Origin of the sequence: Herbaspirillum sp. ST 5-3 (genome assembly GCF_004804275.1) — a bacterium.
In the GTDB taxonomy this organism is placed as follows: domain Bacteria; phylum Pseudomonadota; class Gammaproteobacteria; order Burkholderiales; family Burkholderiaceae_D; genus Noviherbaspirillum.
On the sequence record NZ_STGI01000005.1, the window covers coordinates 181,716 to 201,595 of the forward strand.

Sequence of the window (19,880 nt, forward strand, 5' to 3'; positions counted from 1 at the left end):
TCGCAAAACTTCCTCTTGACATGTTTTTGCTACATTGCATCTTTGCGGACGCGCTCCCACTGTTGAAAGAGTGAGCGCGCGCAAACATTCTCGTATTCAAGCTGTTCCCAAGCATCATCCCTTTACTTATCGCAAGGTCGGCACTGCAAGCCGACCTATATTTCCCTTGTCATCAGGATTTCTTACTGGGGAGGTAGTCATGCGCTGTTCGATAACGAGGGGTTTCCTCATTGCATTGTTGCTTGCCGGTTGTGGAGGCGGAGCGCCTGGCGACGAAATGAGCTCAGCCTTCAAGGCGGAAACTGTCGCCGTTCCCAAAGCGGTCGTCGCCGACGATTACCAGCCTATCGTCCAGGAACTGTACATCGCCTACTTCGGGCGCCCGGCCGATCCGCAGGGACTTGCAAATTTTGCTGCGCAACTTGTGTCCACCCAGGTGTCCACCGACATCCAGCAATTGGACGCGACATATAGCAGCAATCCGACTATACGGACGCTGGTAGACAGCTTTGGCAACAGTGATGAATCAAAGGCACTTTACACCGGCGATACGACGTCCTTTGTCACGTCCATCTACAGGAACATCCTGAGCAGGACGCCCGATGCAGAGGGATTGAATTTCTGGGTTACCGCCATCGACAACGGTACGTTGACCAGGGCTCACGCCGCCTTCTCGATGATGGCTGGCGCCCTGGCAAACCAAACCACGCAAGGACAGATTGACGCGGCATTGGTCAATCGACGCGTGCAGGCCGCATCCAGCTTCACCTCTGCCCTGACCACGCCGGAGTTAAAGACTGCGTATCAGGGTAATACCGCCGCAGCCATCGCACGCGACATGCTCGCCACGATCACCAATACCAGCGACGCCTCGGCAATCCAGTCCGGCATATCGTTAACCTTGCCGTTGCTGACGCAGGCAGCGACGGCACCGACAGCGGGCGAATTGCCCGCTGCGGTCCCTGCAGCCACACTGACCATGTCATGCATTGACGGACCAAGCGTCCAGTGCAGCGGCGATACCGTCCTGAGAACCGAAAACGGCGTTGCGCTCACCGGTTCCGGCGTGCAGGCACATGGGCGATCCACCAGTGACTTGGCAGTGCCAAATCTGACCATGACCGGCGCCTTCGGGCTTGCAGCAGCAACGGCAGGCATGGCTGAGGTGCGGCTGACAAAAGACGTCTCCGGTACCGTGTCCACCACGGCGCTGCTGCTGAAAGACCTTGGTTTGTCCTGGGACGGCAACACCGAACGCCCGCCAATCATTGAAACGTTCCGCACCGCGCAAGGCCATGTGCAGCTCGGCTCGAACGGCGCGCTGGCATCCATTGCGCTTCCACCGAGCACGGATCTGTCCTTCTACAACTACGCGACAACCGGCACTGCGGCGACGCAAGCCAACTATGCCAACAATGCCTACTTCCCGCGTACCGACCCCTCACGCTGCAGCCCAGGTACTGTTCCGTGCCCGACCGTAGAGACCGCCGGCGTCAGGTTTACCGCAGGTGACTGGAAATCGGGTGGCAACAATCCGGATATGACCAATGCCACCAGACTCCATGAGGACGGAGACATCCACGCCGGCAATGGCGTCCCCAACGCGGACGGGTCCGCGACCCTGCTGCCCGGCGCGACCGGGACCGGAGTCCCGTTCCCAGGCGCCAAGGGCTACCGTGAAATATTCAACTGGGGTTTGCGCTATGCAAATCTCTCCACCTGGCTCACTCAGGACACGGTCCAGATGGGAGACTGGGGAGCGATCGGCGATGAGCACAACAAGAACCGGCGCGGAGTGGTTGCATTCGGAGCGGTAACGGATCCAGCAATCATTCCGGCATCGGGCAGCGCGACCTATTCCGGCCTGGTATATGGATGGGAGGGCGGCAGCAACACGCTTGACCCCGACGTATTCCGCGGCGTGGCAACCATCACGGTCGACTTCGCGACACGCCGGGTGAATATCTCATTCACGAAAACTGCCACCTATGACTCGGCCAATGCATACGTCGCCATCCCAAGTTACGTCGCAGCCGCAATGGGAACGACCGGGACCAATGTAGCGAATTACTTCAAGGCGGGAGTTACCACCACGGCCTTCACCGGCGGCCTGAGCGGACGCTTCTTCGGACCGCTGGTCAGCACGGGAACGAGCGGAGTCGGTCCGGCCGAAATCGGTGGCGCCTTGACTCTCACGAGTGCGTCGACAAGCGCAGCGATGATCGGAGGCTTTATTGGCTGGAAGCAGTAAGGGCGAGCGGCGAACCAGCTTAGGCAATTCCAGCTGGTTCGCCGAACGTTCCCGCGCCGCGTGTATCACCTCGACAGCGGCAACCCGGCGCTACTACGCGCCACCTGGCTTGAAATAGGACGCCACCGTGTGCAGGTCTTCGGTAGTCAGTGTTCCGGCCGCAACGCGCAAGCGCAGGTAACTGATCAAATAGTTATAGCGAGCCTGCGCGAGGTCGCGCCTTGTCGCAAAAAGCTGCTGCTGAGCGTTCAGCACGTCCAGATTGATGCGCACGCCACCCTTGACGCTCTGCTGCGTTGCCTCCACCACCGCTTGCGCGGACTTCACTGACTTGACCAATGCATCAATCTTCGATGCACTGCTCAGCGTCTGGTTGAATTCCTTGCGCAACTCGACCAGCACTTGATTGGTCTTGGCATCCAGGTCGGCTTTCGCCTTCTCGCGGTTCGCCACCGCCTGGCTGCTTTGCGCGGCGACGGAGCCACCCGAGTACAGCGGAATATTCAATTGCACACCCAGGCTCCGCACGGTCGAATCCTGATTACGCGTCGTCAGTGTTTCCGACTTGCTGTCGCTATAGCTGGCCACGAAATCCAGACGCGGTGCATGTCCCGCGCGCGCCTTATTAACCTCCTGCTCCGCAGCTTCAACCGCAAAACGCTGGGTCGCAATTTCAGGGTTGTGCTCCTGCGCAATGGCGCGCCATTCATCGAAGCTGGCCGGCTGCATCGGCATGACGCGAAAATCTTCTGACAGCGCATCCAGGCCGGTTACCTCGGTGCCGATGATGGCAGCGAGGAAATTTCGTGCATGCGTCAGATTGTCCTGCGCCTCGAGGACCTGCGCCTCGGCCACATCGTACTTCGCCTGCGTCTCGAGCATGTCGGTCTTGGTGCCCTCGCCCTTTTGGAACATGCGTTCGTTGACTCGCTTCTGTTCTGCGAAGGTATCGCGCTGCGCGATCATCAACGCAAGCTGGTCTTCGGCAAACTTGGCGTCGGCATAGGCGCCAAATAACCGAATCATGAGATCGCTCTTCTTGAAAGCAAATTGCGCATCGCTGATGCTCGTCTGCGCCTCACCCTGGCGATACCGCGCCAGCGCTTCAAGATTGAATAAGGGCTGGCGCAGGGACACTACGCCCGACTCGCTGGTATAGGCCGGGTGGGTCGTGCTTAACTGCCCAATGATATTTGGCGCAGTGGTATCCGCTCGGTTCTTGTTCTTCGAATAGCTCATGCCCACGCTGGGCAGCAGATTCGCACGGCCGAGCACCCTGTACTGCTGACCAGCTTCATTTTCATGAACCGCCGATTGGAAGGTCGGGTCGTTCTGCACGGCGGCCTCGTATGCTTCGATCAGACCGAGTGCGCATGCCTGGCCAGCCTGCATTGTCAATACCGTCGCCAACGCCGTAGCGAGCAAGCGTTTTTTGGGAATGGACCTCACGCTTACTCCTCGGTCAGGGCCGTGTGGGCGCGATCAAGCACGGGCTTGAACAAATAGCTCATCATCGTGCGCTCACCGGTCTTGATAAACAACTCCACGGGCATACCGGGACGGACCTGCAGGTTGGACAGCAACTTCTTGCCTTCCGGTGTCACTGCGACCTGCACCTTGTAATAGGGCATGCCGGACTTTTCCTCGACGAGACGGTCCGCCGACACCTGCGTCACAACACCCGGAATCTGTGGCGTCTTGTTGCGATTGAAAGCAGCGAAACTCATCTCGACTTCCAGATCCTTATGTACCTTGTCGATCAAATGCACCGGTATCTGCCCTTCGACGATCAAGGGATCCTCGTTGGGCACCAGATCCATCAACCGGAAACCGCCGGGAATCACACCGCCACGCGTGAACACGTTCAAACCCACGATCGTGCCGTCCACCGGCGCCCTGACCACCGTGTTTTGCAGATCAAAATCGAGCCCGGTAAGCCGGCTTGCCAATGCCTCCGCCTCTTTCTGGGTATCCGTCAGTTGCGTACGCACTTCTTTTTGATAGTCCTGCAGCCGTTGCGCGCGACGCAAAGTCAGCTCCGCGATTTGACGTTGTCCGTGACCGATATTGCCAATGTTCTCGGCAATGCCTCCGTTGACCTGCGCATAGGTCCGCTCCAGGTCAAGCAAGCGATTGCGGGCGACATATCCATCCTTGGCCAGATCGCGCAAGCCTTCCAGTTGCTCCTTGAGGAAAACCTGTTGCTGCTTCTGACTTTCGAGGGACTCCTTCAGGCCCGTCAATTGCGCCTTCAGTCCGGCAATATTTTCATCAATCGCGGCCAATTCACTCTGCAGCGACGACTGGCGCGATGAAAACAATTGCGATTGCAATGCGATATTGCTGGCAACGCGAGGATCATTCTTCGCCGATTCCAGCTCCGGGGGAAAGGCAATCGTCTTCTTGCCATCGCGTTCAGCGATCAGACGCGCTTCAACAGCCCGATCGGTAAAGTACTGCACGCGAGTCATCTCCGCCGCCGACTTCGCCTGCACATCGTTCATACGCACCAGCGGCTGACCGGCTTTCACCACGTCGCCTTCCTTGACGAGGATGTCCTCGATGATGCCGCCGGTTTGATGCTGGATGATCTTGCGGTTGCCGGACACGATCACGGTTCCGGAGGCAGGCGCGCCCTTGTCGAGTGGTGCAAAGGACGCCCACAGCAAGAACCCGCCCACGCCCAGCAGCACGATGAGCCAGCCGAGCCGCGCATAGCGCGACGGATCGGTTTCCAGTTTGACCGGGGATACATCCTGCGCTTCGACGTCGGTCGCGACTTCTTTTGTCTTCAAGAGTTTCATGGGTATGCTCCTATTCCGCAACGGCAGCAGCGGTAACCTGCTGGGGCGCGCGTGCCGGCGCTTGTTGTTGCGGTTTGGCTTGTGCCTGTTGTGCCTGTTGCTGCGCCGGAACCTGGCCCGGCTTCTGGGCTTGCGCCAGTGTCGCCAGCACGTCATTTGTCGGACCAAACAGTTGCGCAACGCCGTCGCGCAACAACAGCAGCTTGTTGGTCGCGCTGATGACGCTGGTCCTGTGGGTGACTAGCACGACGGTCTTTCCGCGATTGCGCAGGTCGACAATAGCGGCGACCAGTGCCTGCTCTCCGACTTCGTCAAGGTTGGAATTGGGCTCGTCCAGCACCAGAAGGGACGGGTCGCCATACATGGCGCGGGCCAGGCCGATGCGCTGCTTCTGCCCGCCGGATAGTCCTGCGCCGCCATCGCCCAACGGTGTGTCATAGCCTTTCGGCAGGTGCAGGATCATGTCGTGCACGCCGGCGCGCTTGGCCGCATCCACCACCTTGTCCGAATCCACTTCGCCGAAGCGCGCGATATTTTCCGCAACGGTACCGCCGAACAGCTCGATATCCTGGGGCAGATACCCGATATACGGACCCAGTTCATCCTTGTTCCACTGGTAGATATCGGCGCCATCCAGGCGCACCTTTCCCATTGCGGCCGGCCAGATGCCGACCAGCAGGCGCGCCAATGTCGATTTGCCCGATCCGCTCGGGCCGATCACGCCCAGCGAGTCGCCTGCCTGCAGGGCGAGATTCAAGCCCCGGATCACCGGCACCTGAACACCCGGCGGTGCGGCGGACACCGATTCCACTGCAATTGCGCCCTGCGGCGCGGGCAGCGGCATGCCAACAACGCGTGGCGGATTGGCTTCCAGCAGTTGCGTCAGACGTGCATAGGCGCTGCGAGTGCTGCTCCACTGCTTCCAGACGCCGATCAGCATCTGCACAGGGCTGAGTGCGCGTCCCATCAGAATAGAGGCGGCAATCATCATGCCCGGGGTGATCTTGCCTTCGACAGCCAGCAGCGCGCCAAAGCCGAGCACCAGCGATTGCAGCGAAGTCTGGAAGAACTTGGTGATCGCACCGACGATGCCGGCCTTATCGCTGGCTTCGGCCTGCAATTGCAGGAAACGGCCGTGCAACTTGAACCAGCGGTGAATAAGGCTTTGCAGCATACCCATCGACTCGATCACTTCCGCATTGCGCAGATTGTTGTTGGCCAATGTGCTCGACATGACGGCCAGCGTGTTCGCTTCGGACAGCGGCTTGCGTGACACCTTCTCGTTGATATAAGCCAGCGCAATCAGGATCGCGGTACCGCCCAAGGCAAAGAATCCAAGCGAGGGTTCGAACAGGAAGATCACCGCCAGATAGATCGGAAACCACGGCGCATCGAAGAAAGCGAACAAGGCATTCCCCGTCAGGAACTGGCGAATGTTCGTCAGGTCTTGCAGTGCCTGCCCAGGATTGCCGCCACCCTTGCGCAGGTTCTGCTCAAACGCCGCCGTGTAGACGCGCTTGTTCAGCCGCATGTCGAGCTGTGCGCCAACCCGCACCAGCACGAAGGTACGCACATAGTCCAGCGCACTCAAGAACAGGTAGGCGCCCAACATGATGAGCGTCAGCATCAGCAGCGTGATCTCATTACGGCTGGGTATCACGCGGTCATAGACCTGCAACATGTAGAGTGACGGCACCAGCATGAGCATGTTGATGATCAGGCTGAAGACGCCCACGGTGCGGAAAGCACTCTTGAAACTCAAGAGCGCCTGCGTGATTTCATTCTGGGGAATCTGGAATTTTGGTTTCATTTTGGTTTCGGTCGATTGCAAGACACCCGATCCTGGCCGATTGAACAAGGCTAGCGAGAAGCTAAAAAACGCCGTCTTATCAACCATTTGCCAACTTTAAATGTGACGAATATCACATTTTCGGAAGCTTACCACAGAGGAAGTTGAAACTTAGAATATTTTTTCCGGGAACCTCTTTTGGCATTCAGGCGTGGCTCGTACGCAACGTGGCGGGCGTGCTGAGAGGAAGCAAGAAGGTCCGGAAATGGCTGCTAGCGGCCAGACAACCTGGTGGAGCTCAAGTCCGGGCAAAAAACATTTTCCTGCAGGATAGTAAGTGCCTGCTTAGCCCGTGACTATGACAACAGCAAAATAGCATTGCGCTTGGATGCGAAATGCCCAGCCGGTCCGGCGATGGGAAAGTGGTGGGGGAAGATGTCGGCGGCGGCAGGACTGCATCGTCCTGCACGCTCGGGGAGTGAAGCGATTACGGCTTGCGGAACAGCATGTAGGTGCCGACATCATCCCGTGGATAGGTCGGCTCGATACGGCGTGGTTGGGTTGCGAGAAGTTCGAGCGTAGGGAACAGGCGCTGATAAAGCGGCACCGGCCGCCCGATCGTGCACATGCCATTCGGATCATCAGTAGCACCGTCGCAATGCGACGGATCGGTTTCTTCGCAGATCAACAGATAACCACCCGGCTTCAGGATGCGAAGAATCTCTTTCGCTGTCGCCTCCGCCACCGGATTGGTCAGATGCTGGAGAACGGTAAAGGTCAGGACAAAGTCCATGCTCGCCGTCGCTGCCGGCAGCTCCTGGAGTGAACCGACCTGGACGAAGTTGATATTCGGAAGCAGGCGCGTAGCTTCCTCGACAAAATGCGCCTCACGCTCAAAACCGGTCACCCGGTCAGCGAATTCCGTGAGGACGACGGTCATGCGGCCGAAACCCGCCCCGACTTCGCAAGCAGACTGAAAGCGCCAAGCGCCTACGGCATTCCTGATCAAGGCACGCACATCGGCGTGCTCGCGGTAGGTTCGTGCGGCAAACGCGGCATCGCGCACATCGACGACATGCTGCTGTTGCCAAACAACGCGTTGAGGGGAAGTGGTCATATTTCGAAAAACAATTAGTGGCGGAGGTGATTCATTGCTGCAGGTGGTGACGGATCAAGGGTGGCGTGAAAATCGCGCTCCCAAGTCATTGTTTTCTCGTCAACCAGGCGAGTTTAGCATGAACGCGAAACTCGCCGGATTTCAGTACCGCTGGCACCGACCACCAAGTAAAAACCCCACCGCCTTGTGAGCAGTGGGGTTCAATTTGTTCGGCTTGCCTTGCCGCCGCCAGATTGCTCTGGCGGCGGCAGGAAAGCTTTTCAGCAGGTGCTGACGCCTGTTGGTATTACAGCAGGAAGTCGGAACCGGTCAGGCTGTCGACACCGATCAGCATGATCTGCATGTCGGCTGCACCGTCGTTATCTGCATCGATTTCGACGATTGCATTGCCGCCCGTGACCGTGTAACGAACTTGACCATTACCAATGCCCGTTTGGTCGAAGCTAGCGGTACCGATAAACTCTTGTACGCCAGCCCAAGTCAGGCCACTCAGGTCGATCACGTCACCACCAGCGATACCGCCATCGGTGAAGTCATTAATCACGTCGCGAGCTGCCGAACCGACACCCGAATCACCATCAGCGAAGATGAAGTGATCATCGCCTGCGCCACCGGTCATGGTATCCAGACCTGCACCGCCAGTGATGTTGTCACCGCCTGCAGCCGCTACGATCGTGTCGTTACCAGCACCACCGTCGATGGTGTCGGCATCTTCGCCGTCGTACAGGCTGTCGCCGTTGCCGCTACCAGTGATGGTCAGACCTGCACCGGCGTTGGTCACTGCAGTCACTGCAAAGTGCGAGTTGGTGCCGTTCTCACTCAGCGTCAGGCCATCAGCTTGCGCGGCCGTCAGCGTCACGGTGAACGCATCAGTACCAGCCGTACCTGCAGCGATCGTGTCGAGCGTGCCCAGATCCATCGATGCGAGCGAGATGCTGCCCGTTGCATGCAACTTCAGGGTCGCGTTAGCGGCCGATTCGGTGATGCCGCTGAAGTCATACGTTCCGGAATCCCCAACATTGACCGTCACGCCGCCGTTCGTCGTACCGTTAGCCGTGATCGTATGATCCGTAGCTTGCGCTGCGGACAGGGTCAGGGTCTTCGTATCAGCAACGGTGACACCAAAGCTGCCGAGATTCGTACCGGCGTTCAGCGTAGCGTCGGCCGCAACTTGTGCCGTCAGACTACCCGCAGTACCGCCGGCGGTGTTGTTACCGGCAGTGATATGGGTAAGGTCGTAAGCTGCTGCACCATCCAGACCGGTTACAACAACCGTACCACCGGTTTGACCGCCAGCCGTGGTGTTGTCACCACCGATGGTATGGCCAGTTGCCTTGGCTGCGGACAGGGTCAGCGTTGCACCAACGTCGACGCTGGTCGTGAAGCTGCCCAGGTTACCAGTGAAGGTGACGTTACCGGCGACGTTCGCCGTCTTCGTGCCCGTGACAGTAATCGTGCTCAGATCAGCGCCAGCCGTTGCGTTCAGCGCGGTCACTGCGACATTGCCAGCGCCCGAGATGGTTTCGCCAGTCAATACTGCAGCAGCACCGGTCAGGGTAGCACCGGAAGCAACGGTCACAACTGCCGTGCCGAGGTCGCCCGTGAAGGTCAGGTTGCTTGCCACGGTCGTGGTCACAGTACCATCCGTGTAGTTGGTTGCACCACCTGCATGGGTACCAGCCGTCAACGCGGAGAGGTCGGCTGCTGCCGTCAGACCGGTCACAACGATCGAACCGCCGTGATGTCCGTCACCCGTAGCGTTGTCGCCAGTCAGCGTGCCACCGGCGGTCGCGATACCAGTCGCTTGTGCAGCAGTCATCGTCACGGTCACGTCTTGGGCAATCGTCGCCGCCAGGTTTGCGGAACCGAGGTCGGTGCCTGCGTCCAAGGTCGTGTCCGCAGCAAATGCGACCACAACTGAACCGCCCGAAGCAGTTACGCCACTGATGTCATATGCAGCCGCGCCGTTCAGACCGGTGACGATAACGTTTGCTGCGCTGTTATCTACCGATGCGCCGTTAGCTACTGCAGCCGACATGGTGAGGTCGCCGCCACCGCTTACCGTTACGGCAACATCGCCGAAGTTACCGGTGAAGGTGACGTCATTCGTTGCACCGGTGGTAACCAGCGTGCCATCGATCGTGCCCGAACCGCTCACGCCAGACAGATCAGCGTTCAGCGTGTCGATCAGGTTAGCGACATGCAGCGTGCCGGTAACCGTTGCAGAATGGCCAGAGATGGTATCTGCATCCAGGGTCAGGGTGCCGGAAACATCGGTGAAGCTGTAGCTGCCCAGTGCGCTGAAGCCCGTTACGCCCTTGATGTCGGCCGTTTCAGTACCAGCGATGGTTATCCGGATCAAGTTGGAGCCGGTAACGATGATCTTGCCGTCCGCGACCATTTGCGCCAAATCAGCAGTTTGGCCGTTATCGGCGTTAGCAATCTCGATGTTGTGGTTCTGGCTGATAGTAACCGGGGAACCAGTCGTTGCAGCACGCAATGCAGCCAGCGTCTTGGTTGCGAAGTCGCCCACGACGCTCAGCGAAACATCATTGCTGACCGTGTCGGTGCCGTCGCCAGACGTGTAGGTAACATTGACTGCGCGGCCTGCGATTGCAGTCGACAGATCGACCGTCAACGAACGGATCAAGGTCTGAACCAGAGCGTCAGTTGCGCTGCTATTGAAGGTGATCGTCATGCCAGTGCCGGCAGCAGGTGCTGCGGACACGGTACCGATGATCGTTTCCACGCCGGCGCCGTCAGCAACAGCAACGCTGGTGCCGATGAGGCGAGCTTGGCTGGCAACTGCTGCGTTGGTGGTGTTGACCAGACCCAGCGTGTCGCCGGAACCGATGCCGGACACTACCAAGGTGCCGCCAGTGATGGCCGAACCGTTGGATGCGAAAGTTGCATTGCCCGTTGCATCGATGTTGACGATGCCCACGTTTGCCACTTCGACTTCGCGGTCATCTGTTGCGCCAAGGTTGGCAATGGCTGCGGCGTCGTTCAAGTCGAACAGACGGGTGACGGAACCAGTTGCACCAGATGCATCGGCGACGGTAATGGTCACGTTGGCATCGCTGGCGCCTTGTGCTGCTGCCAGGCTGGTGTTGTCGATCAGCTGGTTGATCAGCGTGTTGGTAACACGTGCGCTGTTGAAAGTAATGATAGCGCCGTTTGCTTCGCCGTTATCGAACGTGCCTGCAGTGCCGCCAGTCACGTCGGTATAGGTGTCAACGATCGTACCGATAACTTCGTCGGTGGTGGTGCCGAGCAGTGCCGAATCAGCGATGATGGCATTGCCGACGCGATAGAAATTGGTGCCGTCAAACGTCAGAGCTTGCTTCGCAGCACCGAAGGTATTTCCAGTCGCAGCGATGGTCAGCGTGCCACCATTGAAGTTTGCTTCCGGATCTGCCACGTTGAAGTTGATGTCCACCAGATCGCCGGTGTTTGCGCCACCGTTGTCATCGATTTGAACAGCATCTGCGGTCACAACCGGTGATTCGTTGACATCAGTAACGGTCAGCGTGACTGCTTGCGTTGCGGTGTTGGTGCCATCGCTAGCGACGACGTCGAAGCTGTAGGAAGCCTTGGCTTCAAAGTTTGCAGATGCGTTCAGCGTAACTGCACCGGTCGCAGCATCGACGGTCAGGAAGGCTACATCAGCGCCAGCCAGACTGTAAGTCAACGGATTGCCATCCACGTCGCTTGCCGCTGCCTGGTAAACGACGGTGGCAACATCAGCGTTTTCAACCACAGTCGCGGTTGTTGCGCTCGTGATAACAGGCGCTTCATTCACGTTGGTAACGTCGAGCGTGACGGCCTGGCTGGTCGAAGCGGTGCCATCGCTGGCAACGACGTTAAAGGTGTAGGAAGCCTTGGTTTCGAAGTCGGCCGACGCCTTCAGCGTCACTGCACCGGTCGCCGCATCAATGTCGAACAGGGCTGCGTCATCGCCGGTCAGGCTGTAGGTTACCGTGTTGCCGTCAGCATCGGTTGCTGTGGCTTGGTAGACAACGGTAGCAACATCAGCATTTTCAGCCACAGTTGCGGTTGCTGCACTGGTCACAACCGGCGCATCATTCGCGTTGGTGACTGTCAGGGTGACCGCCTGGCTGCTTGACGTAGCACCATCGCTGGCAACAACGTTGAAGCTGTAGGAAGCCTTGGTTTCAAAGTCAGCCGACGCCTTCAAGGTCACTGCGCCGGTCGCAGTATTGATATCGAGCAGAGCAGAGTCGGCGCCAGTGAGACTGTAAGTCACTGTATTGCCATCTGCATCACTTGCAGCTGCCTGGTAGACAACGGTAGCAACATCGGCGTTCTCAGCGACCGTGGCGGTTGCGCCGCTGCTAATTACCGGGGTGTTGTCGTTGGCGTTGGTGACGTTGATCGTCACGGTTTGCTCTGTGGAGCTGAGGGACGCATCAGCCGCCTTCACGCCCAGCGTGTAGCTGGTAGCGGTTTCATAGTCCAGAGCAGCAGCACCAGCAGCGGTCAGCGTGATTGCGCCGGTGGTGGCGTTGATCGCGAAGTAGCCAGCGTCATTGCCGGAGGTAATGGCGAATTCAATGACATTGCCGTCCGGATCGGTACCGGTGACGGTGCCAACTACAGCATCAGCAGCGGAACCTTCAGCGATGGACAGGGTAGCAGCCGTGACGGACGGAGCATGGTTCGTCATGCCATACAGCGTGGAGACGATGTCGTCTTGCACGGTGCTGATGTCGGTCGTCGCGGTAATCGTCTTCAGCAGGTCACGTGCAGCCTGAGCAGCAGCGTCGCCCGAATATGTCGCGCTTTCGGTCGTGATGGCAGCGGTGAAGTCGTCAGCGACGGCCAGCATGTTGGTGATCTTCGCGGCGTCCTGTTGGCCTTGCGTGGTCGTGTTGGCCAATGCGCCGGCCATCATCGAAATCGCGGCCTTGCCCATGGTCAGGGTGCCGTTGTTGATGCTTTCAACCCAGAACGAATATCCGGCAGCGTCGGGCAGACGGCCGAGCACGTTTTGGTAGAAGGAGAATACGAAGTTTTCAGCCGAAGTGCCGTACAGATTTGCGGACTCGGTGCCACCGAAGTTGTCAAGAATCGTTTTGACGCCCACATTGGTGGAGTACGAAGCATTGAACGCCTGGATGTCAGTCGGCGCGCCGTTTGCGAGCAGGGAGTCAGCCATGCTCTGCAAGCCAGCGGGATCAGCCGGACGGCCGAAATAGGCGACGTACAGTTGCTGTACTAGCGGGAAATAATCTGCTGCTATTGCCATGGTATGGTCCTTAAGGAAATTGTTTAAACCAGGTTTGTCTGCTACTCAGGGCACACAGCGCTGTGTACGGCCTGAGTGCTTTTTGCAGAACTGGGAGTATATTGCCACACAGCCACCCCATTGTTGTGACGGTTGTCACATTGAAAGAAATATTGTTGTATTTCTGCAGGTGATATCAGGCGGAAAGTTTTCGGTCCTGAATCCGGTATTGGGGGCACATTGGCAGGCACGGCCTGGGAGCTCATGCTGCAACGCAGCACCTCATGTTTAATGAGGTGAATAGATTAGTGCAGACGCTTGACGAACAGAAAACGGCGCGCAGGAAGAGCCGAGTCTCGACTGGCGAGGCCCAGCTAATTCAAATAGTTGGGAAAAAGTGTCGGCCGATGAAATACAACCCCAACCGCCGTCAGCCCGTCACATCATTGCATGACCCCGGTGGAAGCAGCTCAAGCTCGGAGCTTTCAGATCACCCCCGACCAAGACAAAAGAGGCTTGAAGGGAACTCTCGGAAGCAGGCGGCTTTCTTCGCCGATCGTCGGATTTATCGTGACCAGGCGGTGCCGCCGTACGCAACAGGACCGGTCGTATTGGTCGTATTGAAGATATAGCCGGCCTCGTTGGCACCCGCTCCGCCCAGATACCCACGAATATTGGCGTTCGAGCTTGCGGCCGTACTGATCAGCTCGCCCCCGGCCGTCACCCCGCCCTGTGCATTTACCCTGACTGTCGTGCTGTCTGGAGCAACCACCGTGAGGCTGGTGGAGAAGGCACTCGTCGCAAAATCAACGGCCAGGCGCGCATCCTGAACGCTTGCCGCAACTGCCGTTTGATTGGGCTTGCGGATAAACGCTTCGCTGCTACCCAGTGCAAATTCAGCACGCCCTTCCTGCGGCTTCACAAATTCGGTGTCTTTCACCCGGGCGATCATGTATGGGCCAATGATCTTGTACTGGGCATACGCACCGCCTTTGATCTTGGCCAGGAACTCGGAATCCGGAGTGAGGTTGGCGACAGCCTGCCACCTTCCCCACAATACCTCGGGCGGACGGGGCACCGGGTTTTCAGTTGGAGGCGTTGACGGCCCCTCGACGATTGGTGGCTGCGGTGGGGTGGGCGGCTCCGTAACCGGCGTTTCTGCCGGCGGCAACTGGTTTCCGGCAAGAATGTCGCTACTCTTCTTGGCTTCCAGGCTAACGTCAGTTGCCGTATGCGGCGTAGAAGCGGCGGCCTTGCTTACCGGCTCGTCGTTACGCGGCGGAGCAACCAGATCGGGCGAATTGCCATTGCTGCGCAACAGCCGGGGCGCATCCTGCCCTTTCTGAATTTGCAAGAGCTGGCCGGTCTGCTCGGCGAATAATTCGCGGCTGTTGCCACCTTCGCAAGGCCCGCCGCCCTCCGGCCCGCATGCAGCACTAAAACCGCTCACCACAACACCGCCTGAAATGACGGCTACGCGGGAGGTTTGCTGATCGGTAAATACGGTGAAATCGGTTCCACGCACGCCAATGGCGGCGACCGGGGTGTTGAAGCGGAAATTTTGACGCGCTTTCTTGACAGCCTGGCCGGAAATCGTCCGTGCGACACCACTGAGCAGTTCCAGCTTGACTCGGGTATTCTCCGGCTTCTTCGTATCGACGTGGTAAGTGACGATACGAGCGCGACTGCCCGGGCGCAGAATCAGGAAGCCATTGTCGACGGTCTTCATATATATATAGCCGTCGGCACCAGTCACGAATTCCGCCCCTTCCTGAATCGCATCACCGAGCGAGACCTGCCGATTATCAACCTGTACCTGGCCTGTGACAAAAACGACATGTCCCGCCTCTCCTGCCTGAACAAGGCTTGAGGCAAATAACAGACCAATGGTGGCAATTAATCGACGCAACATGGGACTTCTCCTGATGAGCCATTATGTGCTTTCAAGCACTACTTTCTGTGATGGCGATCACATTTTACCCCGAGAAAGGCGTATCGTTGTATTTTCATACCTTTGGGGAAATGCCGCGACCGCCAGAACCTTCGGCAATCGACATCTCGGTAAATTCGGGCGAACAAGATATGGCGCTTTTGATTAGGCGATCGGCCGCCACCCCAATCTATGGCGTGCCGCCTATAAAGAACATGGGATAGTCCTACAGGAAACATGGCGTTATACTTCCCGGCTACAATTTAATGCATCTACGGCCCCCTGGCGTGCCTGTCTGTGTTCCCTGTCACAGTTCCGATAAAGCAAGCGACTAATTCCGCATGAATTTTCCGACAGTTGCCGCAATGCGCTTCATGATCGCGCTGATCGCGGTTCTTTTGACGGTCTGGTCGGAATGGTTCCCCGCGCCGATGCACTCTTATTTTGCGGACGAATGGCTGCGTGACCACTTCGTCCGCTCCCAGGCTTCCGCAGTTCCGGAATCCCGCATCGCAATCATCGATATCGACGAGGCCAGCCTGGCGACGGTTGGCCCCTGGCCGTGGCCAAGGAATCGCATCGCCGACCTGCTTGAAAAACTCATCGGCGAGTACGGTGCACGCGGCGTTGCTCTCGACCTCGTTTTTCCGGAACGAGCCGATGCCGAGGGTGACATGCGACTGGCAATGCTGGCACAGCATGGACCTGTCGTATTGGCTCAGGCGTTCGACTACGTTCAGCGCTCGTCCGCTGTACGTGTCGGCCAGATTGCCGGGGGAACCACCGCAATTGCGGAAGGGAAGATGGCGGTTGCGACCGGTTTTATCGGCAATCACGCAGGACTGGCGGAAGCCCGTCATGTTGGCAATATCGGTTTCATCCCGGACGATGACGGAACGATCCGCCGCTTGCCGATGATGACACTCTTTGACGGGCGCGCATATCCGACCTTGTCCAAGGCCTTGCTGGACTGTTGTGGAAACCCGGATGAAATCCGCATGCCTGAAGCGGTGGGCGACTTTCGGCGCGTTCCCTTTCCTCGCGATTGGTCGGCATATACAGTGGTGCCGGCCATCAATATCTTGAACGGTTCAGCGCCTGTTACAGCAATCAATGGACGGCTGGTCATTGTCGGTTCGTCATCGCTTGGGTTGACCGACCGCGTTGCGACGCCGCTGAGCGCATCCACTGCGGGCATGCTGGTTCATGCGGCAGCGCTCTCTGCGTTCCTTGATGTATCGGCCGGACATGCGCCGGCGGTCTGGCCCGGGCAATGGCTCGCAACGGGATTTGTGATACTGGTTGCATTGCTCGCTGCCTACACATTTCCACGACTGTCGGCAGTAGCAAACGTCGGTTTATTGATGACCGCGTCAATCGCTTGGCTCGGATTGGCCTATTGGATTGCGCCACATGATGCCCGATTTGCGACTTCCGGACCGCTGGTATCGAATCTCTTCCTGCTGGCGGTCGCAGTTCCATTGGACTGGCAGCTCGCACAGCGAAAATCGCGTCAATTGCTCGGAACACTCCGTCAATATGTGGCAAAGGCCGTCGTGGACGAACTCCTTCGTCGCGACCTGAAAGATCCATTGACGCCGCAGCGCCTGAACGTTACGACGCTGATTGCGGATATGCAGGGTTACACCGGCCAGGTCGAATCACTTTCCATGGAAGAAGCCGCGCAGTTGACGCGTGACTTTCTCGCTTGCCTGACGCGGCCTGTTCTCGACAAGCATGGGACATTGGACAAGTTTACCGGCGACGGCCTTGTTGCTTTTTGGGGAGCCCCCTTGCCCGTCGACGACCACGCGGACCTGGCACTGGACGCTGCACAGGAAATCGTGCAGGAAGTACAACGCTTCAGTGCCATCCGCGAACAGGAGGGCAAACCGCCTCTGCGCGTGCGAATCGGCATCGAAAGCGGAATTGCCATGGCAGGAGACTTCGGCACGACCTCGCGCAGCATCTACACCGCCGTGGGCGACAGCGTGAACGTCGCCTCGCGGCTGGAGCAACTGGCACGCGAATTCCCGCATGACATCATTGTCGGCCAAGGCACAGTCAGCCGGGCCAAGCGCCACCGTTTCAAGTTCCTCGGCGAGAAACTATTGCGGGGGAAAGAGCATCCGACCATGCTGTACACGGTGGAGCTGGTCGCATGAGACGAACCGCCTGGATTGCCTTGCGCATTTTCCCCATCGTTCTGGTGTTTTGCGCATCTGTATTTTGTGCGCCCGCAATGGCCGGGGATACCCGGCTTGCCCAGCAGGACTTGTACCTCGATGCATTACACTCGATCAGTGAAGGCCGCGCGAATGATGCCAGCGATGCCTTGACACGCATGATCGAGCTCGAGCCGCAGCATGCAGGGGCATGGCTCGATCTGGCAATCATTCAATGCGAACTGGGGCATGCGGCCGAGGCCGAGCGCCTGTTCGAGGCGATCGAATCGCGTTTCTCGCCTCCGCCGGGCATTCAGGAAGTGATCAACCGTCATCGAGCCGAAGGATGCAAGGGCTGGCAGCCGCGCAGCCAGTTTTCCATGGCGCTTGCGAGAGGTATCGACAGCAACGTCAACCAAGGCGCAAGCAGTCCCAACTTCAGCATAGGAAGTGGAGCATCGCGCCTCGACTTGCAGTTGGCGCCCGAGTTCCTGCCGCAACACGATCAGTACACGCTGCTTTCGGCCGATTATGCGCGCGACCTCACCCAGAACGGCAGCGTCGGTTTCGTGCAGTTGCGCGCACGTGAAAACGACACGCTCACTCGCTATAACACGAGGTCGCTGCGTTTTGGCGTCGAACATCCCTGGCGCGTCGGTAACTGGGGCCTGAGGGGCACGGCTTCATTCAGTTTCCTGACACTGGGAAGTCAGTTATATCAAAAGCAAGCACAGGTCCAGGCGCGTCTGACGCCGCCACTTCCTGCCTCCGAACGCTTTCGCTTTAGCTTCCTGACAAGTTTGAGCCGTGTTCAGTACTCAACCCTGGTGAATTTCGATTCCAACACGATTGAGACGGGCGGCGTCCTGAGTTATCAGGCCGGGAAAACACTGACACAGGCGAGTGCTGGTTACTTGTCGGACCAGGGAGGTTCCGGACGGCTCGGTGGCGACCGACAGGGTTGGTTCGCCAATGTACAGACACAAGTTCGCCTGCCTCACGACATGACTGGGGAACTGGGATGGAGCCGCCAGCGCTGGCTCAACGATTCTGCCTATTCGCCAGGTTTGATTGACCAGGTTCGACGTCAGGACACACAATTGTGGCGCGCGGCCATAACCGTCCCGATAAAACCACAACATGAGGTTCTTATTGAGCTACGAGAAGTAAGGAATAACGAGAATATTTCGATTTTTCAATATAATAGCCACCTATTACAGGTCAGCTGGCGGTGGCAAAGCTTCTAGCGCCGAAACAAGATATGGCGCAACCAATCATGCGCGCCGTGACAAGGCATGACAGGATTATTCGGGATTAGGCATGGTGTGGGAGCTGGTATTTTTCTTGGTCGGGACCGTCGCGATTTCTGCAGGGTGCCTGGTTCCCGCAAGTTGGCTCCCTACTCTCCCCAACGATAAGCTGCTCCATTTCCTGGCATACGGCGGCATGGCATTGCTGGCCGGTCGCATTGCGCAGTCCAGTACTGAATTCGCAACTTGGTTGATCGGCCTGTTCGTGGCGGGCTGGGCAATCGAATGCCTTCAACAGCTCGTGCCGGGACGAAAATTCTGCTGGCGCGATCTTGCGGCTAATACTGCCGGCATTGTAGCAGCGGGCTTGCTCTCGCATTTTCTGTTCGGCACATGAATTTGTTGAGTATCTTGTTTTCTCATTCACTGAAGCCTCGGAGCAAGAACTGATGACGTTGGAAAAAAAGGAGCGTCCCGGTTTGAAGTCGAGCGATTTGGCGCAGGAAGCGGCGGAACTGGAGACATTGCCTGGCACGGAGGACGAACTCCAGCCTAAAAAGGTCAATATCAAGATTCACCTTCGCAAGATTCCGCTGCTCGCCAATCTGACCGAAGAGGAAATGACGAGAGTGAAGGCGGATCTGCGCATCCGTCAGTACGCGCGGCGCGAAATCGTGCTGCAGAAGGGCGGAACGGGTGATAGTCTGCTGTTCCTGCTTTCGGGCCAGCTCCAGGTAATCGACATTACCGAAGACGGCCGCGCAATCGGCTTGAGAATTTTGACGCCGGGCGATTTTTTCGGCGAGATTGCCGTTATCAACGGGTCCAAACGTTCCGCTTCCGTGGTTGCGCTGACGTCAGTACTGGTCGCCCTCCTCCCGAGCGCAACCGCTCTGCATCTGTTCTCTCATTCGCCATCGGTGGCGAACCTGATGCTGCGCCACTTGGCGCAGAAGATTCAGCGCGATTCTGAGTTCCGCGCTTTGCTCAGCATCCACAATACGGCCAAGCGCATTTACACCTTCCTGGCACTGCTAAAGAAAAAAGAAGCCGACAACCTGGAGGTCGTGGAAAACCTGCCTACCCATCAGGACATCGCGAACATGATCAATACGAGCCGGGAAACGGTGACGCGAACCATCCTGACCTTGGTGAATCAAGGCATCGTCAAGAAGGATTCTCATCGCTTGATCATCGTCAACCCTGATGCCTTGCAAAAATTGGTGCAAAGCTAAAGCATCGCAAGTCCTCTGCGCTATAATCAAGCGTTTTTCATTGGCACAAAAATAACGAATTCCCCGGCGCAGCGCGTCCCGGATTCCGACA

The 19,880-nt window shown here is 58.0% G+C and carries 11 protein-coding genes; 5 read left to right on the top strand and 6 right to left on the bottom strand.

The window, feature by feature from the left end; all coding sequences use genetic code 11:
- The first annotated feature begins 277 nt into the window (after positions 1 to 277).
- On the top strand, positions 278 to 2,251 hold the full coding sequence (locus E6W33_RS12335; protein WP_168798625.1) for a DUF4214 domain-containing protein: 1,974 nt from the start codon (positions 278 to 280) through the stop codon (positions 2,249 to 2,251).
- 93 nt (positions 2,252 to 2,344) lie between these two features.
- Here E6W33_RS12335 and E6W33_RS12340 read toward each other — a convergent pair whose 3' ends face one another.
- From E6W33_RS12340 to E6W33_RS12365, 6 genes are all read right to left on the bottom strand, one after another.
- The gene (locus E6W33_RS12340; protein WP_247869628.1) at positions 2,345 to 3,700 is read right to left on the bottom strand and encodes a TolC family outer membrane protein; all 1,356 of its coding nucleotides are present in this window, start codon (positions 3,698 to 3,700) and stop codon (positions 2,345 to 2,347) included.
- A gap of 2 nt (positions 3,701 to 3,702) precedes the next feature.
- Positions 3,703 to 5,055 (bottom strand): HlyD family type I secretion periplasmic adaptor subunit, encoded by a 1,353-nt coding sequence (locus tag E6W33_RS12345; RefSeq protein WP_136417617.1) that lies wholly within the window; start codon positions 5,053 to 5,055, stop codon positions 3,703 to 3,705.
- A 10-nt stretch (positions 5,056 to 5,065) separates the two neighbouring features.
- Complete coding sequence (locus E6W33_RS12350; RefSeq protein ID WP_136417618.1) at positions 5,066 to 6,865, bottom strand: type I secretion system permease/ATPase; 1,800 nt, start codon at positions 6,863 to 6,865, stop codon at positions 5,066 to 5,068.
- 466 nt (positions 6,866 to 7,331) lie between these two features.
- Entirely contained in the window at positions 7,332 to 7,961 is a 630-nt protein-coding gene (locus E6W33_RS12355; protein WP_136417619.1) for a class I SAM-dependent methyltransferase, read from the bottom strand.
- A gap of 286 nt (positions 7,962 to 8,247) precedes the next feature.
- Positions 8,248 to 13,230 carry a cadherin domain-containing protein gene (locus tag E6W33_RS12360; protein WP_136417620.1) on the bottom strand — a complete coding sequence of 1,661 codons (4,983 nt, stop codon included), beginning with the start codon at positions 13,228 to 13,230 and terminating at the stop codon, positions 8,248 to 8,250.
- Between the two features lie 544 nt (positions 13,231 to 13,774).
- The gene (locus E6W33_RS12365) at positions 13,775 to 15,121 is read right to left on the bottom strand and encodes a FecR family protein (protein WP_136417621.1); all 1,347 of its coding nucleotides are present in this window, start codon (positions 15,119 to 15,121) and stop codon (positions 13,775 to 13,777) included.
- Between the two features lie 359 nt (positions 15,122 to 15,480).
- Between E6W33_RS12365 and E6W33_RS12370 the strand changes: the two genes are divergently transcribed.
- The 4 genes from E6W33_RS12370 (at position 15,481) to E6W33_RS12385 (ending at position 19,789) form a co-directional block, all read left to right on the top strand.
- The gene (locus tag E6W33_RS12370) at positions 15,481 to 17,304 is read left to right on the top strand and encodes an adenylate/guanylate cyclase domain-containing protein (RefSeq protein WP_136417622.1); all 1,824 of its coding nucleotides are present in this window, start codon (positions 15,481 to 15,483) and stop codon (positions 17,302 to 17,304) included.
- Entirely contained in the window at positions 17,301 to 18,551 is a 1,251-nt protein-coding gene (locus E6W33_RS12375; RefSeq protein WP_136417623.1) for a tetratricopeptide repeat protein, read from the top strand. Before E6W33_RS12370 ends, E6W33_RS12375 begins: the two co-directional genes overlap by 4 nt.
- Positions 18,552 to 18,624: 73 nt before the next feature.
- A complete protein-coding gene (locus E6W33_RS12380; protein WP_136417624.1) occupies positions 18,625 to 18,951 on the top strand; it encodes a VanZ family protein in 327 nt (108 codons plus the stop codon).
- Positions 18,952 to 19,003: 52 nt separating this feature from the next.
- Positions 19,004 to 19,789 carry a Crp/Fnr family transcriptional regulator gene (locus E6W33_RS12385; protein WP_136417625.1) on the top strand — a complete coding sequence of 262 codons (786 nt, stop codon included), beginning with the start codon at positions 19,004 to 19,006 and terminating at the stop codon, positions 19,787 to 19,789.
- Positions 19,790 to 19,880 lie beyond the last annotated feature (91 nt).

Coding starts and splice junctions, on each gene's coding strand:
- E6W33_RS12370 (WP_136417622.1), top strand. CDS start 15,481: ATGAATTTTCCGACAGTTGCCGCAATGCGCTTCATGATCGCGCTGATC.
- E6W33_RS12385 (WP_136417625.1), top strand. CDS start 19,004: ATGACGTTGGAAAAAAAGGAGCGTCCCGGTTTGAAGTCGAGCGATTTG.
- E6W33_RS12355 (WP_136417619.1), bottom strand. CDS start 7,961: ATGACCACTTCCCCTCAACGCGTTGTTTGGCAACAGCAGCATGTCGTC.
- E6W33_RS12360 (WP_136417620.1), bottom strand. CDS start 13,230: ATGGCAATAGCAGCAGATTATTTCCCGCTAGTACAGCAACTGTACGTC.
- E6W33_RS12345 (WP_136417617.1), bottom strand. CDS start 5,055: ATGAAACTCTTGAAGACAAAAGAAGTCGCGACCGACGTCGAAGCGCAG.
- E6W33_RS12380 (WP_136417624.1), top strand. CDS start 18,625: ATGGTGTGGGAGCTGGTATTTTTCTTGGTCGGGACCGTCGCGATTTCT.
- E6W33_RS12365 (WP_136417621.1), bottom strand. CDS start 15,121: ATGTTGCGTCGATTAATTGCCACCATTGGTCTGTTATTTGCCTCAAGC.
- E6W33_RS12350 (WP_136417618.1), bottom strand. CDS start 6,865: ATGAAACCAAAATTCCAGATTCCCCAGAATGAAATCACGCAGGCGCTC.
- E6W33_RS12375 (WP_136417623.1), top strand. CDS start 17,301: ATGAGACGAACCGCCTGGATTGCCTTGCGCATTTTCCCCATCGTTCTG.
- E6W33_RS12335 (WP_168798625.1), top strand. CDS start 278: ATGAGCTCAGCCTTCAAGGCGGAAACTGTCGCCGTTCCCAAAGCGGTC.